This is a genomic window from Leptospira noguchii serovar Panama str. CZ214 (assembly GCF_000306255.2).
In the GTDB taxonomy this organism is placed as follows: Bacteria; Spirochaetota; Leptospiria; order Leptospirales; family Leptospiraceae; genus Leptospira; species Leptospira noguchii.
This window is the reverse complement of record NZ_AKWY02000003.1, coordinates 30,897-57,154: the sequence shown is the minus strand read 5'-3', so window position 1 is coordinate 57,154 and position 26,258 is coordinate 30,897. Positions and strand designations below refer to the sequence as shown.

The following is a 26,258-nucleotide window of genomic DNA, read 5'->3' as shown; positions in this document are numbered from 1 at the left end:
GAAATTGAATTAAAAGAGTATTTTAAAATCTGTATATTTACAATGTGACTTAATTTGTGGGAACTACCACAAATACTAAATTTTCACAGTAAAACTTATAAAACCAAGTCATTCTCCGAAAAAGAGACCTCAGTCTGTAAAAATAAAAATGAATGTAGGAACTCCTATTTTTAGAAAAATTTTTTCCTAATAACTTTTGTTCAATGGAAATCAGTCATAGTTTATACATTTAGCCTGCAACAGTTTGATATTCAATTTTCATAAAATTGTAGGGACTACCACAAAACTTAAAAATTATCATTCTTGCCTATCCGATCACTAAAATAGTATTCATCCTATATATTAGAGTACTATAAATTTTGAAAGGAATCCAGTTTCAGGAACGGAATTTTAGACACTCTATTATGTAGTTCTTCAAACAAGAAGAAGAAACAGTAGTTCAATACGCAGGAACTGACATCTACAACGTTTCAATCCACTTCCTCTCAAACAAGAGGAAGAAACCTGCTCGATGCGTCTTGATTTCCTATCACCATGAAGTTTCAATCCACTTCCTCTCAAACAAGAGAAAGAAACCAAACGGATGTCATTTGTATTGCCAGACAATCAGGGTTTCAATCCACTTCCTCTCAAACAAGAGAAAGAAACTCTTCGGCATCATCTAGTCTTGGCAAATGTAAAGATGTTTCAATCCACTTCCTCTCAAACAAGAGAAAGAAACTCTTCGGCATCATCTAGTCTTGGCAAATGTAAAGATGTTTCAATCCACTTCCTCTCAAACAAGAGAAAGAAACACGGCCTTCGTTCGGACTAAGTCCGTTTAAATTCGGAGTTTCAATCCACTTCCTCTCAAACAAGAGAAAGAAACCACACAGAGGCAACGAATCAATTCGCAGAACAGAGAGTTTCAATCCACTTCCTCTCAAACAAGAGAAAGAAACAACAACACAAAAACGAATGTTTCCGTTCATTATGCGTTTCAATCCACTTCCTCTCAAACAAGAGAAAGAAACCTGGGCCAGAGTTGGAACTAGTACGAAGATTAAAACAGTTTCAATCCACTTCCTCTCAAACAAGAGAAAGAAACGTATGCAATACTATATTACGAAAGCTTTAAGAAGATGTTTCAATCCACTTCCTCTCAAACAAGAGAAAGAAACTTTTTTGTTTGAGTTTTTTGATTTTGAATATTTGTTTCAATCCACTTCCTCTCAAACAAGAGAAAGAAACAGCGGCTTAATAGTGTTGAAAATAATGTATTATAAAATGCTTTATTAAACTTTCTAGACATAATAATCGCGAACCTATTTCAGCATACTGCACAATTGTTAAGCAAATCTGTTCAATCGCCAAACAACGAATCTATACAAGAGCGCGAAAGGTCCGTAATAAATCGGGAAAAACAGGTTCGCAAAGAACAATTCATTGTAAAAGATCGGCTACTCAAAGGCAAACCTATAACAAGGGATAGATTTAAGCTAATTAAAGTTCTCACCTAACTAAAATTTTTTGAAAAGAAGCAAAAGAATTTTTTAGAAGCAGTCTCAAATTAAAATTTTAAACAAATGTTTCTCGGGTTGTACGAATTTTCAGAGATTTTGAAATGCCATTTCCAGTTTGAAAACAATTGAATCTAAACTCAATAAAACAAACAGTCCTATCAACCAATAGACATTCGCAAAGTTTTTAGTTTTGAGAACAATCCTACAAATACCCCAAAAACAATATTACTTAGGTTTTTTCCGATCTGCTTTGCTCGATATAAAATTGGAAAGGACAAATTCCCCTTCGGAAGAATTACACCAAAACCGTTTTTCTGTAAAAATGTGGGAACTACCACATTCCACCCGATTTAAAAGTCTCTTCCATTCTTCTTTTGGATGCTGATGACGAATTTTTTCCCAACTGATAATCAATTCAAACCTCCAAAGATTATGAGAATCATTCTCATAATTAAAAAATTGTCTACCATTTCTTTGGATCAGGAATGACTTGTAAGAATTTTTTTACTTCCCAGACTGGCCGGGATGAAAACCCATTTTGAATTTTTTGAAATCGTTCCAAGACCAGAGGACAAAACCGCCATTCTTTATCTCAATAGACCCGAAAAAAGAAACGCAATGAGCTGGCCTTTTTGGAGGGATTTGCCGGATACAATCGAAGAAATCAATTCGAACCCGGACATTCATTCGTTTGTAATCGCCGCAAGAGGTAAATCCTTCTCTACCGGTTTAGACCTGGATTCTTTTATCCAACAATTCGGAGATGTAATTCAGGCTCCCTTAGGAAGTGATCGAAGAAAGTTTTTTGATCTCATTTTAAAAATGCAAAAGGGAATCAATGCAGTTTACGATTCCCCTAAACCTTCCATCGCGGCGATTCAAAAACATTGTATCGGCGGCGGTTTAGACCTGATCTCCGCCTGTGATATTCGTTACGCTACCGTAGACGCGTCTATCTCTCTTAGAGAAGCAAAAGTAGCAATCGTCGCCGATATGGGTTCCATCAACAGACTTCCTTCTATCATCGGACAAGGACATACAAGAGAATTGGCCTTAACCGGAAAAGACATAGACGGGCCAGAAGCAGAAAGAATCGGGCTCGTTACTAAAGTATTTTCAACCGAAGAAGAAATGATGAACGCGGCTCTTGCAACCGCAAAAGAAATTGCCGAAAATCCTAAAATAGTCGTATCTGGAATCAAAGACGTGATGAGATATTCCGAAGGAAAACCGCTAGATGCGGGTTTAAATTACGTTGCACTTTGGAATTCTAGCTTTTTAGATTCCGCAGATTTTAGAAGAGCGATGCAATCTTTTAGAGAACGCAAACGCCCAGTCTATAACCGATCCTAATTACGCGTAAATGTCTAGGATCTTTCTCTGACCTTCTTCTTTCAAATTCTGAACCCCGGTTTCTATGGCGAGATTCAGCATTTTTCGATTGAGATCGTTTTGTATCTGAAAGATTTCCTTAGGCAGATTCGCTACCCTTTCCAAAAGTAAACTCTGGTTTGTATTTCCGTTGATATTCATAAATTCCCTCTTCCGAGAATTTGGGGTTTTCTTTTTTTTACCCCGATTCTATTCTCGGATGATCAATAGAAAACTTGATTATTTTTTGAAAATTTTTAATCTGTCTAAACTGTGAATTTCCCCACACTGATCAGATCTGCGATTCAGAGGGACAATCAAAGAGAATTTACCAAAGCTTTCAATTTATATAAAGAAGCTCTTTCGTTTACCAATAATCCTAAAACAATTCTTAAAATACTCAATCGCCAAGCTTGGTGCCAATATCATATAGGAAACACTCGGGAAACCCTAAACCTATTTCAAGAAATTATTTCCAAATATTCAAAAGAACCAGAAAGTTATCTTTATTATTCCAACTATCTCATTAAGATCAACGATTTCAAACAGGCCAAAAAAATTCTCACCAAAGGAATCGATCTCTATCCGGATCAGCTAGAACTTTATCTCACATTGGCTTCTCTTTTAAAAGATACCGATCGTTCCAACGAGGCGATCACGGTTTTAAAACAAGCCCTGGCTCAGGAAAAACTTTCGAGAGGTAAGGGAATTCTACGCAAAGATATTTGGGCGGAGCTGGGACATCTTTATTATCAAAGGGGAAGTTATAACTCCGCTTTAGTTTCTCTCAAAACTTCCATGCGTATGGATAACGATGAAAACTTTCTTCACTACGATATGATCGCTCAGTGTTATTTGAAAGTAGCCGATCATAAAAATGCACTTAAGTTTATAGACTTGTATATTCAATATTTTGGAGAATCCGATTCGGATATTCTCATTATCAAAGCAAGAGCTCACGCGCAGCTCGGAGAAAATCATTTAGCCTGCGCTTCCCTTTTACAAGCTTATTCTATGGAAAACGGTCTGAAACTCAACGCCGAAGATATGATCGATTTCGCCCCTCTTCTTCAAACCGGCTTTTTTGATACATTAGAAAATGTTGAAATAGAAGATCCCTAATCCGTTTCAAATATTTTTCGGATCAAAATAATTCTTTTAAATCCAAAATCAAAATCGACTCGAAACACAAAATACATACAATCTAAAGTTATGAACTTGTTTTAAAAATTAAGAAAATATAATATTATTTATGAATTTGTTTCCCCCAAAAAAAATAGAACGCCAGCTTCCCTTCAAAAAACCATGAATCGTTCAATTTTTGAGAACTCCTACATCTTCGCAAAATCACTCATTAATTTTGTGTACCATTTTTATACGTCCGATTAGAAATCCAAAAATTTATTATAAATTACTAAAGTATGAGCATTTATATTTTTTAGATTTTTTAGATTTTTTGAGACAGTCTTTATGTAATTTAGAATTAATTTTTTATAATAAATGCAATTACGATATAACACGAAAGAGATCGACATTAGAGAACCCAGCAGAACGCTCTTTTAAACTAAAGCGTCTCACTTCTGAAAACTCAATATATCGCCTTCTAAATGCCAATCCTTAGAGAAGGCATCCGCTGAGTTTCCCGGGATGTTCTACAGTCGTTCGATAGATCGCGTTCTATTGAAACAAAGAAGACTATTAGAGTTTTTAAAAAATTACATTTAAATCCTATTTATTGGCTTTTGAAGAAGATCTCACATTTTGAGTTTTAAAATAAATTTATCATAAGTATTATTTTTATTCGTCTAAGTAATAATTAGATAAATATCACCTAACAGTAGTTTAATGTCAAAAAGTAATAGCACTTCTAAAGTATAAAATATATTTTAAATTAATTTGGTTTTCTTCAAAAACACCCAATCCTGTTCAATAAATAATTTAATACAAACAAATAACATTTTAGTAATGAATCGTAAAATTTAATTCTTTAAATTTTAACTAAATTTATTAACAAAATGTTATATTCTCTTTGTACATATTAGTAGACTACATAACTTAATATTTTTTCACTTAAATATCATTAGAATTTTATTTTTTACTAAAATTTTTCATAAACTACTTTTCTTTTTTAAAATGTAAAATTATTCAGACATTGACACAAAAAAAATGGAGATAGTGTATGAGAATTAACAAAATTACAAACTTGAGGTTTATTTTAAATGTAAGCCTCTCATTTTTCTTTTTAGTAGGTTGTCTGTCAGATAAACAATCTTTATCTAAAGACGTTATGACAACCTTGTCTTTAGTTTACAATGAGACTACAAACATCGATTCTCTGAATCAGAAGTCCGCAAGTAATACCTACTCTACGGATATGGAATCTGTTAAGGAAGCTCCGGTAGGAATAAAAATTCTAACACATAATATTTTTATGCTACCAAAAGGTATTGCTAATTGGGCGCACCAGGACAGAGCAAAACAAATCGCAAACGCCGATTATATAAAAAATCAAGACGTGATCGTATTTGATGAGGCATTTGATACGAATTCGAGAAAAATTTTATTAGAAGGTATTCGTTTTCAATATCCATATCAAACCGACGTAATTGGAAGAGCGAAAAATAATTGGGATGAAACTCTAGGCTTCTATAGACTTGACGCTTTCCTAAACGGAGGAGTTGTGATCGTTAGTAAATGGCCTATCGAAGAAAAAATTCAATACATCTTCAACGATCCGGGATGTGGTGCAGACTGGCTTGCAAATAAAGGATTCGCTTATGTAAGAATCAACAAGAATGGAAAAAAATTTCATGTTATTGGTACTCACGTTCAGGCTCAAGATTCTACTTGTGCAGATTTAGGAGTTAGTACGAGAGAAAATCAATTCAATGATATTAGAAATTTTATTCGTTCCAAAAACATTCCAAAAGATGAAACCGTTTTAATCGCAGGAGATTTAAACGTAATCAAAGGAAGTAGTGAATATTTTAATATGATCTTTAGTCTCAACGTTAACGAACCTAAATATATAGGAGTTCCTTATACTTGGGATACAAAAACAAACGCAATTGCAGCCTATGGTTTCGAAAAAGAAAATCCGGTTTATTTAGATTATATTCTCGTTTCGAAATCACATGCTCAACCGCCAATTTGGCAAAACCTAGCTTACGATCCGATCACAATTCAAACCTGGACTGCGTTCGGTGGATATACAAGCGACGAACTTTCCGATCACTATCCCGTATACGGTTTTGTATATGCAGATTCCTCTACTCCTACAAAGTCCGGACATAAAAGAAAATACGATCAAGTTTCTTTTCAATCGGCCACTAATGGTAAATTCATCCAAGCAGATCCTAATAGAAAAGACGGATGGCTAAAAGCAGATACAAAGATAAAAACGGATTTTACTAAATTCAATCTATTACAAAAAGGGAATCCGAATCAATCCTGTTTAAAAAGCGGACCCATCCGAGTAGAACCTACTCACTCTTTAAATTATTTTTGGAACTGGTGGTTAGGCGGAGGGTCCGGTAACTACGGTTACTATCCTAAATTTAACGATCCTTCTAAACGCTTAGAAATCTTAGTTTTGGGCGAGAAGTGTTTAGAAAACGGAAGTAAAATCGTATTCAAAGATTATGATACAGATTCCGGAGAATTTTATCATCTCACGGCTTGGAACAAAGGAAGCTGGAAAGAACATCTTTATCTTTGGAGCCATTCAATTAATGAAAAAGAAATTTTTTACGTTCAATTAAATTCAACTCTTCCAAAAGATTGGAGTAAAGATCTAATCTATCGTTAAGTTCCCATGCCCGGTCATTTAAACAAAAATGCCGGGCTTTTTTCCAAATAAACATTTACAAAAAACATCCTTTTCAAATTTTCAAGCACACTTATTAAATAATGTGAATTCGGCGTAAGAAAATAAGAAAGAATTTTCTAAAAATATGAACTCCTACAATTTTAGAATTTATTCGTGAAATCATAACTTGTGATAGTTCTCACATTTTAGAGCAACCTATCTGCAAATTCAGATCCCAACCTTTTTATAAAAATAAATTATGGATTTATCAATATAGGTGTTTTAAAATTAACTCCCCATTTCACAAAAACGGTCTATTGAAGCAGTTTTTTGATATGAACTATTGAATTTTTAAACAATTATATTAATAATTTAAGTTAAATAATATTATAATAATTTTAAATTAACTTTTATTTATAAATAATTTCCAGAGTATTATTTTACATACACCCGCACAATGCTCCAAATTTTAAACACCCTTAAATTAACGCTCCTTAAGTCTCCTTCTCGATTACCTAAGTATTTTTAAGTATATAGTCTTTATTAGAATTTTTTTATAAATTACTATTCATTTTTATGATATATGATAACATAAAATACAAACATAAAGAATGGAGATAGTGAATAATGATAAATAAAATAACAAAACCAAAACTACTGATAGGTTACTGCCTATTGTTATTCTCTCTGATACGTTGTTTACCTGAAAATAAATCCTCATATATGGATTTATTTACTTCGCTGTTATTTCTCCCCAACCAAACAAATAACGATTTCGTAAATTCGGTTTCTATAAATAACGATCCCGAAAATCCAAATCCAGTGAATCCTGCGCCTGCAAATAATAATCAAGCAAATGCAGTTCCAGTAAATAACGATCCCGAAAATCCAAATCCAGTGAATCCTGCGCCTGCAAATAACAATCAAGCAAATGCAGTTCCAGTAAATAACGATCCCGAAAATCCAAATCCAGTGAATCCTGCGCCTGCAAATAATAATCAAGCAAATGCAGTTCCAGTAAATAACGATCCCGAAAATCCAAATCCAGTGAATCCTGCGCCTGCAAATAATAATCAAGCAAATGAAAAGTCAGCTAACAGTAGTTTGATTAAGAAAGATTCCTCAAATAACATTCCTACAAAAGTAAATTCCAAAAATATAGAATTAAAAGTCCTAAGTCACAATGTATTTATGTTGCCCACAAATCTTCCGCGCTGGGGAAATTGGGGACACGACGAAAGAGCAAAACGAATTTCGAAATCGGATTACGTAAAAAATCAGGACGTTATCGTGTTCGAAGAAGCTTTTGACACAAACGCAAGAAAAATTCTCTTGGACAACCTGAAGGAAGAATATCCGTATCAAACGGACGTGGTCGGTAGAACACAAAAAGATTGGGACGCAAACTTAGGCAACTTTCGATCCTACTCGCTCATTAATGGAGGAGTTGTAATCGTTAGTAAATGGCCTATCGAAGAAAGGGTTCAATATATCTTTAATGACCCTGGATGTGGAGCGGATTGGTTTACGAATAAAGGGTTTGTTTATGTAAAAATTAACAAAGAAGGAAAAAAATTTCATGTCATAGGCACTCACAATCAATCCCAGGATCATAACTGTTCAAACTTAGGAGTATTCAATAGAGCTAATCAATTCAATGATATTAGAGATTTTATATATTCTAAAAATATTCCAAAAGATGAAACTGTTTTGATCGCGGGTGACTTAAACGTAATCAAAGGAAGTAATGAATATTACGATATGATTTCCAGGTTAAACGTTAACGAACCTAAATATGTAGGAATTCCTTATACCTGGGATACAAAAACAAATGAAATTGCCGCATATTATTACGAAAACGAAGAACCGGTTTACTTGGATTATATCCTCGTTTCGAAATCGCACGCTCAACCCCCGGTTTGGCAAAACCTAGCCTACGATCCGGTCTCGAAACAAACCTGGACCGTATCCGGATATACGAGTGACGAACTTTCGGATCACTATCCGATATACGGTTTTGTATATGCAGACTCTGCTACCCCTACAGAGTCCGGACATAAAAGAAAATACGATCAAGTTTCTTTTCAATCGGCCGCTAACGGTAAATTCATTCAAGCAGATCCTAATAAAAAAAATGGATGGCTAAAAGCAGATACAACAGTAAAAACGAATTTTACTAAATTCAATTTATTACAAGAAGGGAATTTAGACCCTTCCTGTATCAAAAGTGGCCTCGTTAGAATCGAATCTTCCCATTCCTTAAATTACTTTTGGAACTGGTGGTTAGGCGGAGGGTCCGGTAACTACGGCTACTATCCTAAGTTTAATGACGCTTCCAATCAACTCGAGATTATCAATTTGAGCGAGAAATGTCTGGAAGACGGAAGTAAAATCGTATTCAAAGATTATGATACTTATTCTAAAAACCATTACTATCTAACCGTTTGGGATAAAGGAAATTGGAACGAACATCTTTACCTTTGGAAAGATTCAATCAGCCAGAGAGAAATCTTTTATCTCAGATTGAACTCTACTCCGGTAAAAAATTGGAATATGGATCTTATTTATCGCTAATTTCCCTTCCTGGCCTCTTAAATTCGGAGGCCAGGATTTTTCAAAAATAAATATTAAAAAACAGTAAATAAAATTATATATAGAATAATACTTAAGTGTAAGATTTGATATGATAGAAACAAAAACATTTTCTAGAAATTACTTTCTTTTTTATTTAAATAATATATAAGAACAAACAGATATATAAAATGATCAAGCGAAATGTATTTCGAAAAAAGCTGGATATATATGAAAAAATCTATAAGTTTAGTAGTTATTGCAATTTATTGCATATTCTTTACAAGTTGTAAACCTGGCAAACAAAACTCCATGAGTTTTTTATTGCTCTTTCTTAACACTTTAGATAACAAAAATGTAAATGAGGAAAGTGAAAGTTCAATAAACACAGATCCTAATTCAAATGCCAACGTTTCGGGTTCTGACTCTTCCAAACCACTTCCTCCAGATCAAAATTCAATTGTGAATTCAGATTCTACAGATGTAGGAATTAAAATTTTAAGCCACAATGTATTTATGGCACCTACAAATCTTCTACACGGAAAAGATTTAAGACAAGAAGAAAGGGCGCAAAAAATTGCAAGTTCAGGTTATATAAAAAATCAAGACGTTATCGTGTTTGAAAGATTATCCCATAACACCGCTGGAAAAATTCTTTTAGAAAAAATTCGCTCCGAATATCCGTATCAAACAGACGTGGTCGGTAGAACAAAAAAAGATTGGGACACAACTCTTGGAACCTATAAAGAACCTCCAATAACTAACGGAGGAGTTGTGATCGTTAGTAAATGGCCTATCGAAGAAAAAATTCAATATATATTTAATAATTCAAGTTGTGGCCAAGATCAGTATTATAACAAAGGATTCGCCTATGTGAAAATTAATAAAGATGGAAAAAAATTTCATATCATCGGGACTCAGTTACAAGCTCGTGCATCTGATTGCTTTAATTCTGAAGAAACCATACGTAAACGTCAATTCAATAATATTAGAGATTTTATATATTCTAAAAATATTCCAAAAGATGAAACTGTTTTGATCGCGGGTGATTTAAACGTAATCAAAGGAAGTAATGAATATTACGATATGATTTCCAGGTTAAACGTTAACGAACCTAAATATGTGGGAGTTCCTTTTACTTTAGATACAAAAACAAACGCAATTGCCGCATACTATTACGAAAACGAAGAACCGGTTTACTTGGATTATATTTTCGTTTCAAAATCACACGCTCAACCTCCAGTTTGGCAAAACCTAGCTTACGATCCAATTTCAAGTACAATCTGGAAACGATCTGATGGATATACAAGTTACGAATTTTCAGATCGTTATCCCGTATACGGTTTTGTATATGCAGATTCTTCTACTCCTACAAAGTCCGGACATAAAAGAAAATACGATCAAGTTTCTTTTCAATCGGCCACTAATGGTAAATTCATCCAAGCAGATCCTAATAGAAAAGACGGATGGCTAAAAGCAGATACAAAGATAAAAACGGATTTTACTAAATTCAATCTATTACAAGAGAATGTTTCTGAATCTAATCCATCTTGTATGAATAGCGGATCGGTTAGAATTGAATCTTCTTATTATTTAAATTATTATTGGAATTGGTTTATTGGCGCTGCCAGTGGTGACTATGGATACTATACTAAATTTAACGACGGTTCTAATAGCTTAGGCATTAAAAATTTAGACAATGGATGTCTAAAAAATGGCAGTAGGGTCACCTTCTATGATTGGGATACGATTGGTGGTGGTTATCATTACATAACGGTTTGGGACAGAGGAAGTTGGAAGGAATACTTGTTTCTTTGGGTACAGTCCTTCCTTAGTGCAAGAGAGATTTTTTACTTGCATCTAGACTCAAACCCGCCCAAAGACTGGAGTAAAGATTTAATCTACCATCATTAATTTTCTGATCAAAGAGAAGTTATTTTTACTTCTCTTATTGTTTATTTTTTCTCAATTAAATTAATATACAATAATATTATTTTTTTATAATATATTTTTTAATTTTTACACTTCTGCACCCGAGCATTTTACAAAATCCTTAAAATAGAATACAAAAATTTATAAAAATACAATCATTACCTAATAAAATAGAAATTACCCAGCTTATTTTAGCGTGAGTTCGGCGTAAGGAACCGATGATTCTGAAAAAAGTTGAAATCTGAACTTTACAGATTAATTCTTTAAATGTGGGAACTACTGCAAATCACGATTTAAAAAAAATCTAAAATTGTAGGAACTCATACTTTTAGAAAAATTTTTCTCAATCAGAACTCACGTTAAAATGGAATTCAAATTTTGATGATGACCGCAAAACAGCGTTTTTGTGCAAAAATCGGATGGACGATGATTCTTTTGGTAATAGTTCCCACAATTTTCAAGTCTAACTACAAGATTTGTGAGAGTTCCCACAGATTAAGTTGTATAATGGAGTTGTTGAAAAATTCCATAGTTTAGATTAACAATACTATTTTAATCGACCATTTCTATGCAAAAAAAACTGATGGGGAATTAATTTTTTAGTAACTCTAATCAATTTTTAAACATTCATTTCTTGTGATTCGAATCGAGGAGTTCCACATTTATTTTTTATGGAAAAATCATGTTTTTATAAAACGAATCGAATCTCTTACGCCGAACTCACGTTATTTTAGTAATTTCGCATTTTATCTTTAAATTTTTTGTAAACAAATTTTTGAATGAAATAATTCATCGGCACAATTGAATTTAGTTTTTACTTTTTAAAGGTTTTCTAAAGAAATCAACTACGGTTAAAATCTCGTAACTTGTGAGAGTTCCCACAATTCCAAAAATGGGCGCAGTTCCGACCTAAAGAATTTCACTATTAAATCTCGTAATTTGTGAGAGTTCCCACAATTCCAAAAATGGACGCTGTTCCGACCTAAAGGTGCTACTGAATATTCACCAACAAATGCACTTTAAAAATACTGCAACTAAAAGAAAGCTACAAATTCTCAAACAATATCTTGAAATAAAGAATTTTCTAATATTCTAAAAGATGTAAAATAGCTACCATGTATAGCAAAAAAGAAATCCCCTTGTTTATGAGCGTTTTTCAAAGAATTCATAGAAACAAGATCGGAAGTATCCCGAGGTTCCAATCCAGAACTAGAATTACTCATAATCTCCACGTACTGATTAGAATTTCTTTGTTTAAATTGTGCAAACAAAGGAACAATTTCACATTTTGTTTTATCCAATAAAACGTAAGAATAATCGAAACCAAAAAGAAAATTACCACCAGAAAGCTGAAAACAAACAATCGGAGAACGTTCCAAACGAATCGGATCACCTAAAGGTTGTAAACTGTTATCCAAAAGTAAAATTCCATTCCGATTATTTTTTCCCTTTTTAAATTCACCGTATAAAATGACTTCCGACGTTCCACAAAATACCCTAGATGGATTAAAATCAGGAAACTCTATTTTATTTTCGATTTTTAAAAAGTCGTTTATAATAGAAATTTCATACAACAATAAGTCATCCTGAGAATTATTTACGATTAAAAGTTTATCCCCAAACGGAACCAAACGCTTCACATATCGATTTTCTAATTTTAGTTTTTGAACTGGTTGAATTTGATCCGGTAAATTCAAATCTATCAACCCGATTCCTTCCCAATTCAAGGCGATAATTACATTTTCGCCTACAATTTCCATATCATAAATATTGTAGCCTAATAATATAAAAGAATTTACACGTTTCGGATCAGAAACATTAGATAAATCAAATATATGAATTGCCCTTTCGTCTTCAGCTACGTATAAAATATCTTTTTTAATATCTACTTTTACAATTCCTTTTTGAAACGAAATAGATCGAACAAGAGTAGGTTTTTCTGGAACTTCAAGACTAAGAATATGAATTTCATGGGCTTCTCCGTATACAAACGCATAATCTTTGTAAATAACAAATTGATTTACATCCTTTAAATAAACTTTATGTAACAAATCCAAATGACAACTTAACATCTTGATCCTTAACTTAAAGAGTTAATAAATTCTTTATATATTTCGAAGTTTTCAATGGATAAAAAATCTTTTTCAGAAAGAATTTTCGTTCTATTGTAAATTTCCGGCTCAAGACCCGCCGCTTCTTTTAAATAAGATACGCTTTTTTCGGGATCTTGTAACTTGGAATACAAACAAGCCGCGTTAAACTTTGCATGTGCATAATATTTATGAAAAATATCTGAATACTGTTTATCTAAATCCTCACCTAAAATCTTATCCATAAAATCAGATTCTTTTTTATAATCAAAACGGCTCCAATCCATAGAAAAAATTGAATCAAAAGTTATTTTAGCCGTTTCTAACTTGCCTATTTCTATTTGCAAAACTCCTAAATTAGCTGCAATCAAAACATATTCAGGTCTTCTCTGATCCGAATCTTTAAGAAATTGAATCAGAATTGATTCTAACTCATTCAAACGATTTTCATTTTGAAACGCCCAATAAACAGTTAAAAAACAATATATGATCGCATTCGGATCCAAATCTTTTACAGTCTCTACAATTACTAATGAATATTGTTTTTCCTTAAGTTTAGAAAAAATGAATTTAGCGAGTTCTCGAGAAGAAATCTCATCGTATTCTTTAATAAAAAACGCCAAATGATCATGAAACACCTGATTCTGAAAGAGTTCTTCTTTTAAAAACTCATTCTGATAATACAATTTCAAGATCTGAAAAATCGAAGTTTCTTCTGTTTCCCATTCTAGAATTTGTAAAAGTTCTTTAGAAAAATTATTAGAATGTTTTAAAAGTTTAGACACAATCAAAAGGTTAAAAGACAAATTACCAGGTTTTAAAAATGTAACCAGTTCCTTTTCAGAAATAGAACCTAACTTTTCGAAAACCACAAATTCTTCGGTTTGATTTTGAACCCAAACCTTGTGTGATTCTATTTCAATTTTTGAATATTCTTCTTTTAAAACATTTACAAACGGATCCATCCAAAAAGATTCAAAATCAGCTACAAATTTACCGTCCCTAAAAAAACGATTTTGAAAAACGGAACGAACTTTTGTATAAAAAGCATATAACTTTCCGGAAGGAATTTCGTCCCATTTCTGATCTGGAAATAAAAGATATAAAAAGAACGTTTTTGAAAGTACAAAATCATCTTTCCAAAGAATCGGAAGAATTTGTCTTAATTCTTCCATAGCCAGTTTGATTCCTTCTTTTTTTTCTATGTAATTCACTTTCAAAAAGAGTAATAGAGGATTTAGATTTATTTCGGATAACGTTTTATTTAAAATATCCAATACATCCGTCTTTTCTAATAAAAACGCTTCGATCGATTCTGCCGAAACACCACATTCAAGATAAACCTTCTGTTTTTCGTTCAGTTTCTCATGTGTGTTTAATAGTTTTAAAAGTTCCGTCATTTCGGATATAATTTGAAAAAAACTTTCCCGATTTTTTTTAGCCTTATTTCTTATTTTCTCGGCGTAAAACGAAGCAAAACGAACGGAAACGTCTTGAGGATCGTTTTTTAAAGCTTTTAAAAACGCATAAAAAATCCGGTTTCGATTTGTATCCTTTTCAATATTTTCATAATATACTAAAAAACCCGGTTCACTATTATAAAGAAGGTCTCCCCAAATTTCAGAACGTACAAAGTCTTCCGGAAAATGTTCAAACCGATCCAAAAAATAGGACCAACGAGCCGCAGGAGCCTGCTTAGACCACTCGTCGTAAAAGTCTTCCATATAAAATTCGTTTTCTTTATGCAGTTCATGAACAAGAGAAGGAATATCATCACATCCAATCGTATATAAGATAGTAGCGAGTTTGCGAGTGGAGTCCTCGTAATCATATCTTTCCATTACTTCAATTACTGCGGGAACCGTCCTCTTTGCCTTTTTTCCTAAAAGCATAAGCCTATTTTCAAAAACAAAATCCCACGATTCTCCAAACCAAGGAAATTTTTCCGGCATACAATGAATCAGATCGATCATCGTATTTATGAATTCTTCGGGAGGATCCGAATACATTGGATTTTCTTTGGAATCATATTGATTGGATCTAAATCTGGCCTCGATCTCCATAGCTCGAATTTTAAATCCAGGATGAGCCAGAGACTTCATTCGATCTAACGTTTCTTGAAACGAAGTATAAAACTCAGACTTATATTCTTCCGGAATGGCCAAATAAGACTCAAATAAAGTACATGAAAAATTATTAATATTAGGAATTGCTATTTTGTATGAATCAACCAACGGAGGTGGAGGACGAAAAAAAACATTGTTTTGAAAATTACGCGCGTTTTCAAGATGAGATATTGGATTCAATTGGGCTAGTTTCCAAAAAAAGCCAGAAAATAAATGAGGTTCAAAATCTTTTACTTTGGCAAAAGCTTCCTCTTCCTCTTCCTCTTCCTCTTCCTCTTCCTCTTCCTCTTCCTCTTCCTCTTCCTCTTCCTCTTCCTCTTCCTCTTCCTCTTCCTCTTCCTCTTCCTCTTCCTCTTCCTCTTCCTCTTCCTCTTCCTCTTCCTCTTCCTCGAAGTTATAATTGAGAGAATCTAAGGCAAATTTTTCTAAAAGAGACTGAAATTCCGGATTGGAATCTACCATTCCAAGCAAGATCTGAAATTCTTTGGAATCCTGTTGGTCTAAAAATCGAAGATGAAATAAAAATTCTTCTTTTGCAGAAATGGAATTTTCAATTTTAGATGATGTTTCATACAACGTGAAATAAGGATTCTCGCGAAGAGATTGTAATTCTATCGGAGGCAAAATTTCTAAAAAAAACGAATCCTGAGTGTAACTGTAACATTCTTCCGAGTTTATTAGAACGTAAAAAGGAAACGATTTCGGGAACCTTGCAAAACTTTCGTCTAACAAAAGTTTATCTATAATTTCACGAATCATTTTTGAAAATAGAAGTAGTTTGATATGAACGTGTAAATCCCGTCCTTCGACTTTTTCTTCTTGATAGTAAATCGAATATTTCCCCCCTTCCATCTCGTAGATAAAATTATAGAGTTCGGAACTATTTTCTTCTGTTTCCTCTAAATCTTCTCCGGAAGGATACGAATCTTTTTCAAAGATGATTTCGTGATTTAGCCCAAATACATTCGAAAATTCTTGTGTTTCCGGATCAAAATGGACCGAATCTAAAACCGCACTAGAAAATCCATAATTGGACATCTTAAAAAGAAAACCGTTGAAAGGTTTAAATTGATGAACTTTTAAATTTTCCGGATTGAAACTTTCTTCTAAATATTTCAGTATCCAATTCACTTTTTTAGATACCGGCTCAGAAAAATGAAATCCATCTATCATTTCTTGAAAACGAACAGATAAACTTTTGTATTCTTCCTCTTCCTTTAAAAAATCAGTAGGTTTTCCCTGTTTATTTTGGTTCCGCTCGTCTTGAAAAATTTCCTTAAGAAGTTTCATACCTCCTTCAAAGTCAAAATTCTGTAGTTTTTCAAAATAATCTGAGTAGTATTTTGGAATTGTCTCTTTAGTAAAATTTTTCGGTTTGAAAATCATAAATTACAGTTCAATCAAAAGTATTCGGTAAAATAACAAACGACTTAGAAAGTCATATCACTTTTTATCCGAAAGATTACGAATTGAGGACGAAATATGTTGAATTCTGAGTCAGAAAGTTTGGATAAATCCAAGTCATTCTCACTTATAGTTCATAAATTAAAAAAAGAGAAGAATTTTCCTACAAACCAAAAAATAAAAGTATTCTGACGCCGATTTGGCATTTTAAGTAAAGAAAAGATAAAGGATTTTTGAGATAGGTTCTAAAACTAATGATCCTTGTTTTTGGCGAATTTGTGCCGAGTTCCGATTTGTGAATGAAAACAATCGGACTTTTCAAGGAGTAAATGAACGATTCGTAATATCATATTCTTAATATATTTTTCAAATTCATTTCTTTATTTTCCAGATTCGAATCAGAATCAGAAAAATGAAAACGGAAAAAAGGCCGGAAATGATTCCTATTGAGTAAGCTCTAAAAATACCCGAACGTTCCAGATAGGACTCCGTCGGATTTTCGGGATTGTAATAAATTCGAACGGAACGGCCTTTATATTTCTGTACTATTTCTTTCGCAACGGAAGAATCACTTGAGCTCCATATTCCTCCGGTTTGAATTCGATTGCCGATGTATTCTTTATTTTCGATTCGATAGCTATATTCAATTTTAGGAATATATTGGGAGAGACGTGTTCTATCCGATATATTTTGGTGTAAGTCGTCTCTGTTTTGAACTTCTGCTCTTAGAATCGTTGCTTCCGTTGTCGGCCAGTTTTCGGCTAAATGATGAGTGTAGACATTTTGAAATCCTAAAAAACTGATCAGTGAAGCGACTGCTAAAAAAGGAAGAAGGAAGGAAGTGAAGAACACACTTCTTTGTTTCTGCGGTGAAATTTTTTTCGTTAAGGTTTTGTGGGAATCGATATATATGGCAAACCAAAATCCGAATATGTTCGAAAAACATACGCCTAAAAGCAAAACAAAAAAAGGAAAGATCCCCGTTCCCTGTATTAATACGCTTTCTTCTTTTGTATCGGGATTCAAAAATACGGACACCGAATCGGAAGAATTATAAAGATTGAACGTATCGAATTCTTCTCCTATGTAAGGAAATTCTTTGAGATAACTGATTTTTGAGTTGGTGTATGTTTTTCCTCCCGACGCGTATTGATAAAAGACTTTTGTGTTCGAATGTTTTGTGCTATCGTTATCGGAGATTGTCCTTATCGAAAGAATTTTCCCGTTCGTCTTTTTCCAGGTATTACTTTGTATTCCTTTGTAAATCTCATGCGCGGAAAACGAAACAAACGAAAGCGGTATAAATGTAAATATCGCAAGGAATGTTCCAAAAAACATCTTTATCGTAGAGCCGGCGATTTTCTTTTTTCCAAACAGAAAAAGGATCGAAGAGATTTCGACGGAAAAGAATAAAATGCTGAGTAAGAAACAGAATACGAAAAATAGGATCGGATAAATGAGATTGGAAAATTCGAATGCGTTCTCTACTACGGATTCCTTGGGGTTATCGGGATTGTAGTAGATGGAGATATTTTGATTTTTTTTAAAATTTTGAATTCTATTTTCGATTTCGTTTTCACTCAGTCCAAAACGAATCGTATCGTTTTTATAGTTAGTTCCGTTTACGATATAACCGTAAAGAAATCTTTTTTTTGCTATGATTTCGTCTAACTTTTCTTCTTCTTCCGAAGGATGAGAAATAATCGTCGCAGTGGAGGGTATCCAGGAAACACTTTCCCATGATTTTTGAATTTGTTTTCCAAATGCGTAAAGACCGAGTGCGCTAAATCCTGTGAATAAGGATAGGACAAGAATGAAAATGAGAAAGATGATAATTTCGGGGATCGAGATTTTGTTTTTTTTGCGTTTCATCCGTTAACCGCCGTAATTCGAAGTGAACCTCGTGAATCCTAAATCGAGGCTTGATTTTGTCATCGATCTTTTCCGCTGATGTGGGAACTCCCACATTCTCCGGAAATCTTTTTCGTGGAACCGGCTTTCCCGCTTCAAAAAAGAGAAGAATTTTCCTACAGACCAAAAAATAAAAGTATTCTGACGTAAAATCGGCAGCAATTTACTCACATGAAAATAGAAACCATTTACAAATATTTTCTACTTACACCTTCAACACATCTACCCGTTGTAGACAACTCTGGAAAATTGATCGGCTTATTATCTCGCAAGTTGATCCAAATGGAAATGGCTGATTTGAGTAATTCCGAAAAAGAATATACACAAATTCCAGAATCATTTTTAGAAACTGACATTCCAGAATCTTTCTTTCAATACTTTCAAAGACAAAAATCAATTCCGGTCTTATCTACCACAGGCGAAAAAAAAGAAGAATGGGACAAGGTGCAATTGATGGCAGGACTCGGACAACTCGTATCAGCCAATCGTCAAATTGTACCTCCCGTAACCGAAGTCCAAAAACAAGAAAAAGAACAAAATTCCCGTTTTTGGTTTATGGAGCTCATACTTCAAAACTTTCCAGACGGACTTTTAGCAACCGATTTAGAAGGAAGTTCTATATTTTACAACGAAACCTTTGAACAAAACATTCTACCTAAAAAATACTTTCGGGATTCAATCCAACAAGCGGAAAGATTACTCAAGGAAATGAGTAAAAATCTTTTAGCAGACTATCTAAAAACCAACGAACTTCGATTAGACGGAAATTCTACTTTTTCTCTGCAAACCTATATAACCGAGTTAGAATGTAACGTAAGAATCATCGTTCTCAAACAAGGCCCAAAAATAGTAGGATATTTGTATCATTTCGTAACACCTCGCGCCGTTTTGGGACGTCAGGACGAAAGCGGGTTGGAGTTCCCGTCCGTTCGGGATGCATTTTTACAAAAACTTCCGTTAGAAACCATGCTTAAAGAAGTAGAAAGTTCGTTTATCTTTTATTCTTTAAAAGCAAACCAAGACAATATATCTCATACCGCGCTTCAATTGGGAGTTCCTAGGACCACACTTCAAAATAGAATCAAATTTTTAGACCTACAAAATCGTTATTCCCTTTCGAAAGAAAATCCGATTCCTCGTAAAAAGGCCTCCAGTTCTTCAGAAAAACCGCCTAAAAATACGGAAACACTTGGTTCAAAGAACTCTCAGGCGCCTAACTCTAAAAAGTCCAATAAGAATGGGCCAAAAACAAACTCTGCATCCAAAAAAAATCCTTCTAAAACCACTGTAAAAAAAAGAAGCCGTCGCTGAATAATTTCGTTGACAACCATCGTTCTTATCCGTTATCTCATGGTTAGAACCGATCTAACTGATCTCTTCTCCACTCTAAAATCTCAAAAATAAAATCTCAAAAAGGCGAAATCCTTCTCCCTTTTTAAACTCAAGTAGTTCTTAATATGGCAACAGCAAGACGAGACAATAAAAACAGACACCAACATTCCAACCACAATCATAACAACCAAAACGACTCCGGAGATTCTTTCGAAGAAGAAGGCACAAGCCAAGAATCTCAAGAGTTTGATTCCTCCGAAAATTCGGATCCCAGATCTCGTAAACGTAAACGAGGAGGAGGCTATGAAGGTCCTGCACCTGCGCCCATCGATCTTGTAGAACTCAAGAAAAAAGCGATCGCCGATTTGATCGAAGTTGCTAAAGGTCTAGGAGTAGAAAACACTGGCGGCTTAAAAAAGCAGAATTTAATCTTCGCCATTCTACAAGCACAAGCAGAAAGAGACGGACAGGTTCACGCTGCGGGAGTTATGGAAAAACTTCCGGATGGATACGGATTTTTACGTTCTCCGGATTATAATTACGTCCCTGGTCCAGACGATATTTATGTTTCTCCATCTCAGATCAAATTGTTCGGTCTTAGAACTGGAGACACAGTAGAAGGCCAAATCCGTCCGCCCAAAGAATCGGAACGTTTTTTTGCAATGCTTCGAGTGGAAACCGTCAACGGCTATACTCCAGACGTAGCCGGCAAACGCGCCTTATTTGACAACTTAACTCCTCTTTATCCAAACGAAAGGCTCAAGATGGAATACGATCCTTCTATGCTCGATACTAGAATCCTAGATTTGATGTGTCCAATTGGAAAAGGACAAAGGGCCTTGATCGTAGCACCTCCTAGAACCGGTAAAACGATTCTAATGCAAAATATCGCAAACGCGATCACATACAATCATCCGGAATGTTCTTTAATTGTATTACTAATCGACGAACGTCCCGAAGAAGTGACAGACATGGCCCGTCACGTTCGTGGAGAAGTAGTTTCTTCTACATTTGACGAACCTGCACAAAGACACGTTCAGGTCGCAGAGATGGTCATCGAAAAAGCAAAACGTCTCGTAGAACACGGAAAAGACGTAGTCATTCTTTTAGATTCAATCACTCGTTTGGCTCGGGCATACAACCAAGTCATTCCTACTTCCGGTAAAATTCTTTCTGGTGGAGTGGACTCCAATGCGCTCCACAAACCGAAACGATTTTTTGGAGCCGCAAGAAATATTGAGGAAGGAGGTTCTCTTACGATCATCGCCACTGCCTTGATAGATACTGGATCTAAAATGGACGAGGTTATCTTTGAAGAATTCAAAGGAACTGGAAATATGGAAATCCATCTAGATCGGAAACTTTCTGATAAACGAATCTTCCCTGCGATCGACATCAATAAGTCCGGAACCCGCAAGGAAGAACTATTGATTACCAAAGACGTTCTTCAGAAAGTATTTGTTCTGCGAAAAGTACTTTCTCCTATGAGTATCACGGAAAGCATGGAATTATTGCTGGAAAAAATGAGGCTTTCTAAAACAAACGACGCCTTTTTAGCCAGTATGAACACACAGTAAACGTTTCAACAAGGGAATTTATGAAAACTGAAATTCATCCAAACTATAGAGCAGCTAAAATCAGCTGTGCATCCTGTGGAACAGTATACGAAACCAGAACTTCTATCGGCGATATTAATATTGAGATCTGCTCCGCTTGTCATCCTTTCTTTACGGGAAAGTCTAAACTAGTGGATACCACTGGTCGGGTAGATAAGTTCAAGAAAAAATATAAGATGCAGTGAGAGTTTACAAACTCTTCTTCTTTTTTATGCCGTCTAACAACCGGGCAGGAGAATTTTCATGAGTGTAATGGACTTCGCGCGGTACAAACAGATCAACGACGATCGAATCAACTATCGTGAAATGGAAGACGCAACCGTCATTTCTAATTATAGAAACATTGGTTGTGGAGACGGTTATCGAATTTATCTAAAAATCGATTCTTCCGAAACGGTCACAGACGCAAGTTATACCACAACCGGTTGCGGGTTCGGAATTGTAGCTCTCGCAATGGCAACAGAATTCGCCAAAGGGAAAACGATCGAACAACTCAAATCGATCACTTCTGCAGACATCGAAACCATGTTCGAATTCCCGGAACGTAGAAAAAACTATCCTGAATCCGCAGTCTCAGCCCTACTACAAGCAGTGCGAGATTACGAAAACGGAGAGGGCGTTCCTAAAGAAAAAAGAATTACCGCCGGAAAAGCATTAGAGATTTTGAAAGTAAAAGGTTCTCTCAAAGACGAAGACCTTTCTAGCATTATATTAGAAAAACTTAAATTTGACGGAGTCGATTTTTCGGGCGCAAATCTAGGTCACGCATTTCTACAAAATTCTTCCTTTGTTGGCGCCAACTTTTCCGGAGCCAAACTAAGAGGTTCTTTTTTAAACAACGCAGATCTAAGAAACTCAAATTTTAGAGGGGCCGATCTTCGTTGGGCAAAACTAGCAGGTGCAAACGTAGAAGGCGCGGATTTTACGGACGCAGTCTATGATATTGGAACCCGCCTCGACCAAAAACAAATCCATCTTTTTTCCGTCATGAAAAAAGAAGGCAAAGATATTTTCTTAAACAAAGAGGCGGAATGAAACCGGGAGACAAGGTTAAAATCATTAAACGCACCTTTTTATACAATGGAATTTTCGTTCATACAAATACGATCGTAGAAGTCATTTCCTTTGAAAACGATAAATTAGTCGTTTTATTTCACGACAAAGAAGGATTTACACATCATATCGAATCTTTAACTACTGCGGACGTAGTTCCAGTTTAAGTTTTTTCATGCTTCCATAAACGGATATAGCTCAATCGTTTATCTGTAAAAATCAGAACCATCTGTAAATTTTAATACTTTCGGTATGTCAGTTTAAGAATTCGATTTTTAGAATATTCTTATATTAGCCATATTTTTTTTGTTTTTACAGTCCTATCGATTTAAAATTAAAAACCAATTGAAGTAAATTCTACTTACTACTCGGACGCACGAAAATAGGAATAGGCGATCTTACAAAGACTCAGAAATTTTCAAAAAATTATATTTAACGTGAATTCGTGGAGAAAATAAGAAAGAATTTTTTGAAAATATGAGTTTAGAATTTGTTCGTAAAATTGCGATTTGCAGTAGTTCCCACATTTTCGAGATTGAACTGTAAAATCGTGATTTGTAATAGTTCCCACAAATTAAGTCTCATTATAAATCTTTAAAACATTTATTTTTTGAAAGTATGAGTTCCTACATTTTAGGAATTGATTGTAAAATCTTAATTTGCAGTAGTTCCCACAAATTAAGTCTCATTACAAATCTTTAAAACATTTATTTTTTGAAAGTATGAGTTCCTACATTTTAGGAATTGATTGTAAAATCTTAATTTGCAGTAGTTCCCACAAATTAAGTCTCATTACAAATCTTTAAAACATTTATTTTTTGAAAGTATGAGTTCCTACATTTTAGAATTTGTTCGTAAAGTTGCGATTTGCAGTAGTTCCCACAAATTAAGTCTCATTATAAATCTTTAAAACATTTATTTTTTGAAAGTATGAGTTTCCACACTTTAGGAATTGATCCATAAAGTTCAGATCCAACTTTTTTTAGAAAAATGAATTCCTTATGTAGAACTCACATCAATTAACGCAAATCCGGTAGAATCCAATGAGAAAGCGGCTGAGCTGAGAAAACGAGCAGAACGCTCTTTAAAACTTAGTGTCTCACTTCTATGAGCGTTCGACAGATCGAGTTCTATAACGAATTGAAATATCGAAAGAATTTTGTTTTTAATTCAATTTGTTGATCGAAGCCGAATGTGCAATCCGGATTCGCCCAAATTTTTTTTTACGAAAAACTTACATTATTGAGTTGTAAATATTGAATTGTGTACTCTGTTATATAGTTCTAATTACCGATTTTATAAAATTAAATACCGTAAATTTTTATTGCAAAACCCTGTTTCCAAGCAAGATACTGGATACTTTTTCATATAACCTGAATAAAACAGAATCACATTAATATTTCATTATATTTTACTTTTCAGAGAATCATTCCAATGTCTAAGATAAAATTTAAAGATCCGAACGTTGCCGAAGTGTTTAAAAACTATCCAAACCGAGTCCGTGAAAAGTTACTCTCCTTAAGAAAACTCATTTTTGATACTGCGGATTTGACCGAAGGTGTTGGCAAGTTAGAAGAAACCTTAAAATGGGGTCAGCCTAGTTATCTGACTTTGGAAACAAAAAGTGGAAGTACAATTCGAATTGATAAAGTTCCGTCTAAAGAAGATAAATACGCGATCTACTTTCATTGTCAGACAAATTTAATCTCCACTTTTAAAGAACTTTTTTCCAAAAAGTTTGAGTTCGAAGGGAATCGTTCCATTCAGCTGAACGTCAAAGATCCTATTCCAGATCAAGAATTGAAAGTATGTATTTCTTTGGCATTGACGTATCACCTAAATAAAAAACGAAAAAAATAAAACTTTATGGAAACTATAAATAACTGCGCATAACGTTCATAGAACGAGGAGGAATTTCTTTTTTATAAATCTATCCTCTACTTGATAATACTATTTACAATTACACACAAACTCGGAACTACTAAAGAAAACCTCTATAAAGTTTGAAAACAGTGTTTTCAATATCAATTTTCTTCATCAAATCGTCGTTTTACGACTGACATTCAATAATAAATTCATTTTATATAAATTTCTGTAATAGAGTTTTTGAAAAATGAATCCTCCAACTGTTTCCGTTGTATTGAAATAGAAAATGAAGCAGTTTTGTTAAACTCCACTATGAAATTTTTCAACAACTCTAATTAAAAACTGATTTCTAAATTTTAAAAAAAAGCTAAACGAACTAACAATTTTCTATTACTAAACTTCCGGCTTCATTCCGTGAGAAAAATCGTCTGTAAGAATTTCAAATGCGGTTCTACGATTCGAAGTCAGTTTTAAAAAAGTCAGATCTTCTTTTCTTTTCACAAATAGTTCCGCGTTTGCAATCTTACTGTTGAGGCAATATTTCCAACCACCGGGAGGATTCCAATATTGAAGACATGCAAAGTCATTTGGTTCCGCATAAATTCTACCTTTGAGTTGAATCTCTTTAGAACTCGCAGAAAAACTCCAATCGAAATAACGATACTTAGCCCTTCCAAAACTTGTAAAAGGATGATTGAGTTGATAATCCTTTCCTCTAAATCTAAATACGATCGGAGTAATTGCAGGAATCCAAAAAGGTCCTATCTTTAAATTGGCGGTGGCGAGTTCTAAAAAAGAATCTGCATCCTCTTCAAAGCCTACAACCTGCCCCCAAGCATACCGATCCGTATGTTTGGATCCCCAATTATGATTATGGCTTCCAACCCAATCTGAAATTTGTATGATTTGTGAACCTAACTTTAAACTTCCGTTAAGTTGTATTGAAGGATTTCCAACCAAAACTTTCGCCTTTGGAAAAGATCCCTCGTATAAATTTTCAGGAAAAAGAAAAAGTGGAGAACTACCGTTTGAAATATTCAGATCCCAGAAAAAATCTTCGGAACCTTTTTTATTTCCAGCGCTTCCTTTAAGATGAGAATCAGAAAGTTCAGAATCTCCTATCATTATAGATAAAGGAGTAGAATGAAATTTACATTTATCGATTGGAAATTCTGACTTAGAAACGAATCGGGTATTTTTTTCTCCGTCAAAATAAATCGCCCAAAGTTCTCCGATCGCTTTTTCTGGAAAATTTTTTGGAGAGAAAATTGTATAACGAATCCATATCGCCTTACACGCGTTAGGGTGATTAGCTCTGACGAACCAACTTTCATAATGTCCCTTCGAGTCATTTTCTCTAAACCTAGGTTGATTGAAATTAGATAGAATCAAATTTGTTACTTTCCTTAAATTGAAAATTTTTCGACTCTTAACCCTTCCACTTTCTCAAGTAGAATGCTACTATTATATTAAATTTTTACTTTAAGGTTGTTTAAAAATCTATAAATGTAGGAACTATTATAATTTTTAATGTGAGTTCGACTTAAGAAAATCAGAGCGAATCCGGCTGCCTAAGACAACCAGACCTCTCAGCTCTGGTCAATAATTGTATACAGGAAACGTTATACAATTTATCGTCTTTAGTTTCAATAGAAGCGAGACGCTTTGTTCGAAAG

General features: G+C 34.1%; 17 protein-coding genes and 1 CRISPR repeat array. Of the genes, 11 read left to right on the top strand and 6 right to left on the bottom strand.

All coding sequences use genetic code 11. The annotated features are described in order from the left end of the window. Window positions 1-467: 467 nt before the first annotated feature. Window positions 468-1,230: direct repeats of the CRISPR family, unit length 37 nt; unit sequence GTTTCAATCCACTTCCTCTCAAACAAGAGAAAGAAAC. Between the two features lie 497 nt (window positions 1,231-1,727). Then, a complete protein-coding gene (locus tag LEP1GSC059_RS01720; protein WP_017215647.1) occupies window positions 1,728-1,916 on the bottom strand; it encodes an LIC12628 family protein in 189 nt (62 codons plus the stop codon). A gap of 111 nt (window positions 1,917-2,027) precedes the next feature. Here LEP1GSC059_RS01720 and LEP1GSC059_RS01715 point away from each other — a divergent pair, with 111 nt between their 5' ends. After that, window positions 2,028-2,855, top strand: a complete 828-nt coding sequence (locus LEP1GSC059_RS01715; protein ID WP_017215646.1) for a crotonase/enoyl-CoA hydratase family protein — start codon at window positions 2,028-2,030, stop codon at window positions 2,853-2,855. Here LEP1GSC059_RS01715 and LEP1GSC059_RS01710 read toward each other — a convergent pair whose 3' ends face one another. Further along, window positions 2,856-3,035, bottom strand: a complete 180-nt coding sequence (locus tag LEP1GSC059_RS01710; protein ID WP_017215645.1) for a hypothetical protein — start codon at window positions 3,033-3,035, stop codon at window positions 2,856-2,858. It abuts the gene before it with no gap. A 111-nt stretch (window positions 3,036-3,146) separates the two neighbouring features. On the opposite strand from LEP1GSC059_RS01710, the gene LEP1GSC059_RS01705 reads away from it, so the two are divergent. From LEP1GSC059_RS01705 to sph (LEP1GSC059_RS01690), 4 genes are all read left to right on the top strand, one after another. Beyond that, window positions 3,147-3,995 (top strand): tetratricopeptide repeat protein, encoded by an 849-nt coding sequence (locus tag LEP1GSC059_RS01705; RefSeq protein WP_017215644.1) that lies wholly within the window; start codon window positions 3,147-3,149, stop codon window positions 3,993-3,995. A 1,057-nt stretch (window positions 3,996-5,052) separates the two neighbouring features. Next, window positions 5,053-6,681, top strand: coding sequence for a sphingomyelin phosphodiesterase (sph, locus tag LEP1GSC059_RS01700; RefSeq protein WP_020980169.1), 1,629 nt, complete (start codon window positions 5,053-5,055; stop codon window positions 6,679-6,681). Window positions 6,682-7,308: 627 nt separating this feature from the next. Next, complete coding sequence (sph, locus tag LEP1GSC059_RS01695) at window positions 7,309-9,255, top strand: sphingomyelin phosphodiesterase (protein WP_155243379.1); 1,947 nt, start codon at window positions 7,309-7,311, stop codon at window positions 9,253-9,255. A gap of 201 nt (window positions 9,256-9,456) precedes the next feature. Further along, window positions 9,457-11,166, top strand: a complete 1,710-nt coding sequence (gene sph, locus LEP1GSC059_RS01690) for a sphingomyelin phosphodiesterase (RefSeq protein ID WP_238323696.1) — start codon at window positions 9,457-9,459, stop codon at window positions 11,164-11,166. A 1,073-nt stretch (window positions 11,167-12,239) separates the two neighbouring features. Here the strand turns inward: sph (LEP1GSC059_RS01690) and LEP1GSC059_RS01685 are convergent. From LEP1GSC059_RS01685 to LEP1GSC059_RS01675, 3 genes are all read right to left on the bottom strand, one after another. Then, window positions 12,240-13,256 carry an LVIVD repeat-containing protein gene (locus tag LEP1GSC059_RS01685; RefSeq protein WP_017215640.1) on the bottom strand — a complete coding sequence of 339 codons (1,017 nt, stop codon included), beginning with the start codon at window positions 13,254-13,256 and terminating at the stop codon, window positions 12,240-12,242. Window positions 13,257-13,264: 8 nt separating this feature from the next. Next, window positions 13,265-16,786 (bottom strand): tetratricopeptide repeat protein, encoded by a 3,522-nt coding sequence (locus LEP1GSC059_RS01680; protein WP_020980171.1) that lies wholly within the window; start codon window positions 16,784-16,786, stop codon window positions 13,265-13,267. A gap of 390 nt (window positions 16,787-17,176) precedes the next feature. Next, window positions 17,177-18,676 (bottom strand): DUF3592 domain-containing protein, encoded by a 1,500-nt coding sequence (locus LEP1GSC059_RS01675; protein WP_020980155.1) that lies wholly within the window; start codon window positions 18,674-18,676, stop codon window positions 17,177-17,179. Window positions 18,677-18,886: 210 nt separating this feature from the next. Here LEP1GSC059_RS01675 and LEP1GSC059_RS01670 point away from each other — a divergent pair, with 210 nt between their 5' ends. From LEP1GSC059_RS01670 to LEP1GSC059_RS01650, 6 genes are all read left to right on the top strand, one after another. After that, entirely contained in the window at window positions 18,887-20,026 is a 1,140-nt protein-coding gene (locus LEP1GSC059_RS01670) for a CBS domain-containing protein (protein ID WP_002177895.1), read from the top strand. Between the two features lie 146 nt (window positions 20,027-20,172). Beyond that, on the top strand, window positions 20,173-21,624 hold the full coding sequence (gene rho / locus LEP1GSC059_RS01665) for a transcription termination factor Rho (protein ID WP_002178030.1): 1,452 nt from the start codon (window positions 20,173-20,175) through the stop codon (window positions 21,622-21,624). A gap of 20 nt (window positions 21,625-21,644) precedes the next feature. Further along, window positions 21,645-21,848: a 50S ribosomal protein L31 gene (gene rpmE, locus LEP1GSC059_RS21035; protein WP_002152427.1), complete on the top strand. Its 204-nt coding sequence runs from the start codon at window positions 21,645-21,647 to the stop codon at window positions 21,846-21,848. 58 nt (window positions 21,849-21,906) lie between these two features. Continuing rightward, entirely contained in the window at window positions 21,907-22,698 is a 792-nt protein-coding gene (locus LEP1GSC059_RS01660) for a pentapeptide repeat-containing protein (protein ID WP_017215635.1), read from the top strand. Further along, window positions 22,695-22,883, top strand: coding sequence for a hypothetical protein (locus LEP1GSC059_RS01655; protein WP_002177869.1), 189 nt, complete (start codon window positions 22,695-22,697; stop codon window positions 22,881-22,883). The genes LEP1GSC059_RS01660 and LEP1GSC059_RS01655 overlap by 4 nt, the downstream gene beginning before the upstream one ends. Window positions 22,884-24,150: 1,267 nt before the next feature. Further along, window positions 24,151-24,576 (top strand): DUF1801 domain-containing protein, encoded by a 426-nt coding sequence (locus LEP1GSC059_RS01650; RefSeq protein ID WP_020980156.1) that lies wholly within the window; start codon window positions 24,151-24,153, stop codon window positions 24,574-24,576. A gap of 399 nt (window positions 24,577-24,975) precedes the next feature. On the opposite strand, the gene LEP1GSC059_RS01645 is transcribed toward LEP1GSC059_RS01650, so the two are convergent. Next, complete coding sequence (locus tag LEP1GSC059_RS01645; RefSeq protein WP_017215633.1) at window positions 24,976-25,974, bottom strand: hypothetical protein; 999 nt, start codon at window positions 25,972-25,974, stop codon at window positions 24,976-24,978. Window positions 25,975-26,258 lie beyond the last annotated feature (284 nt).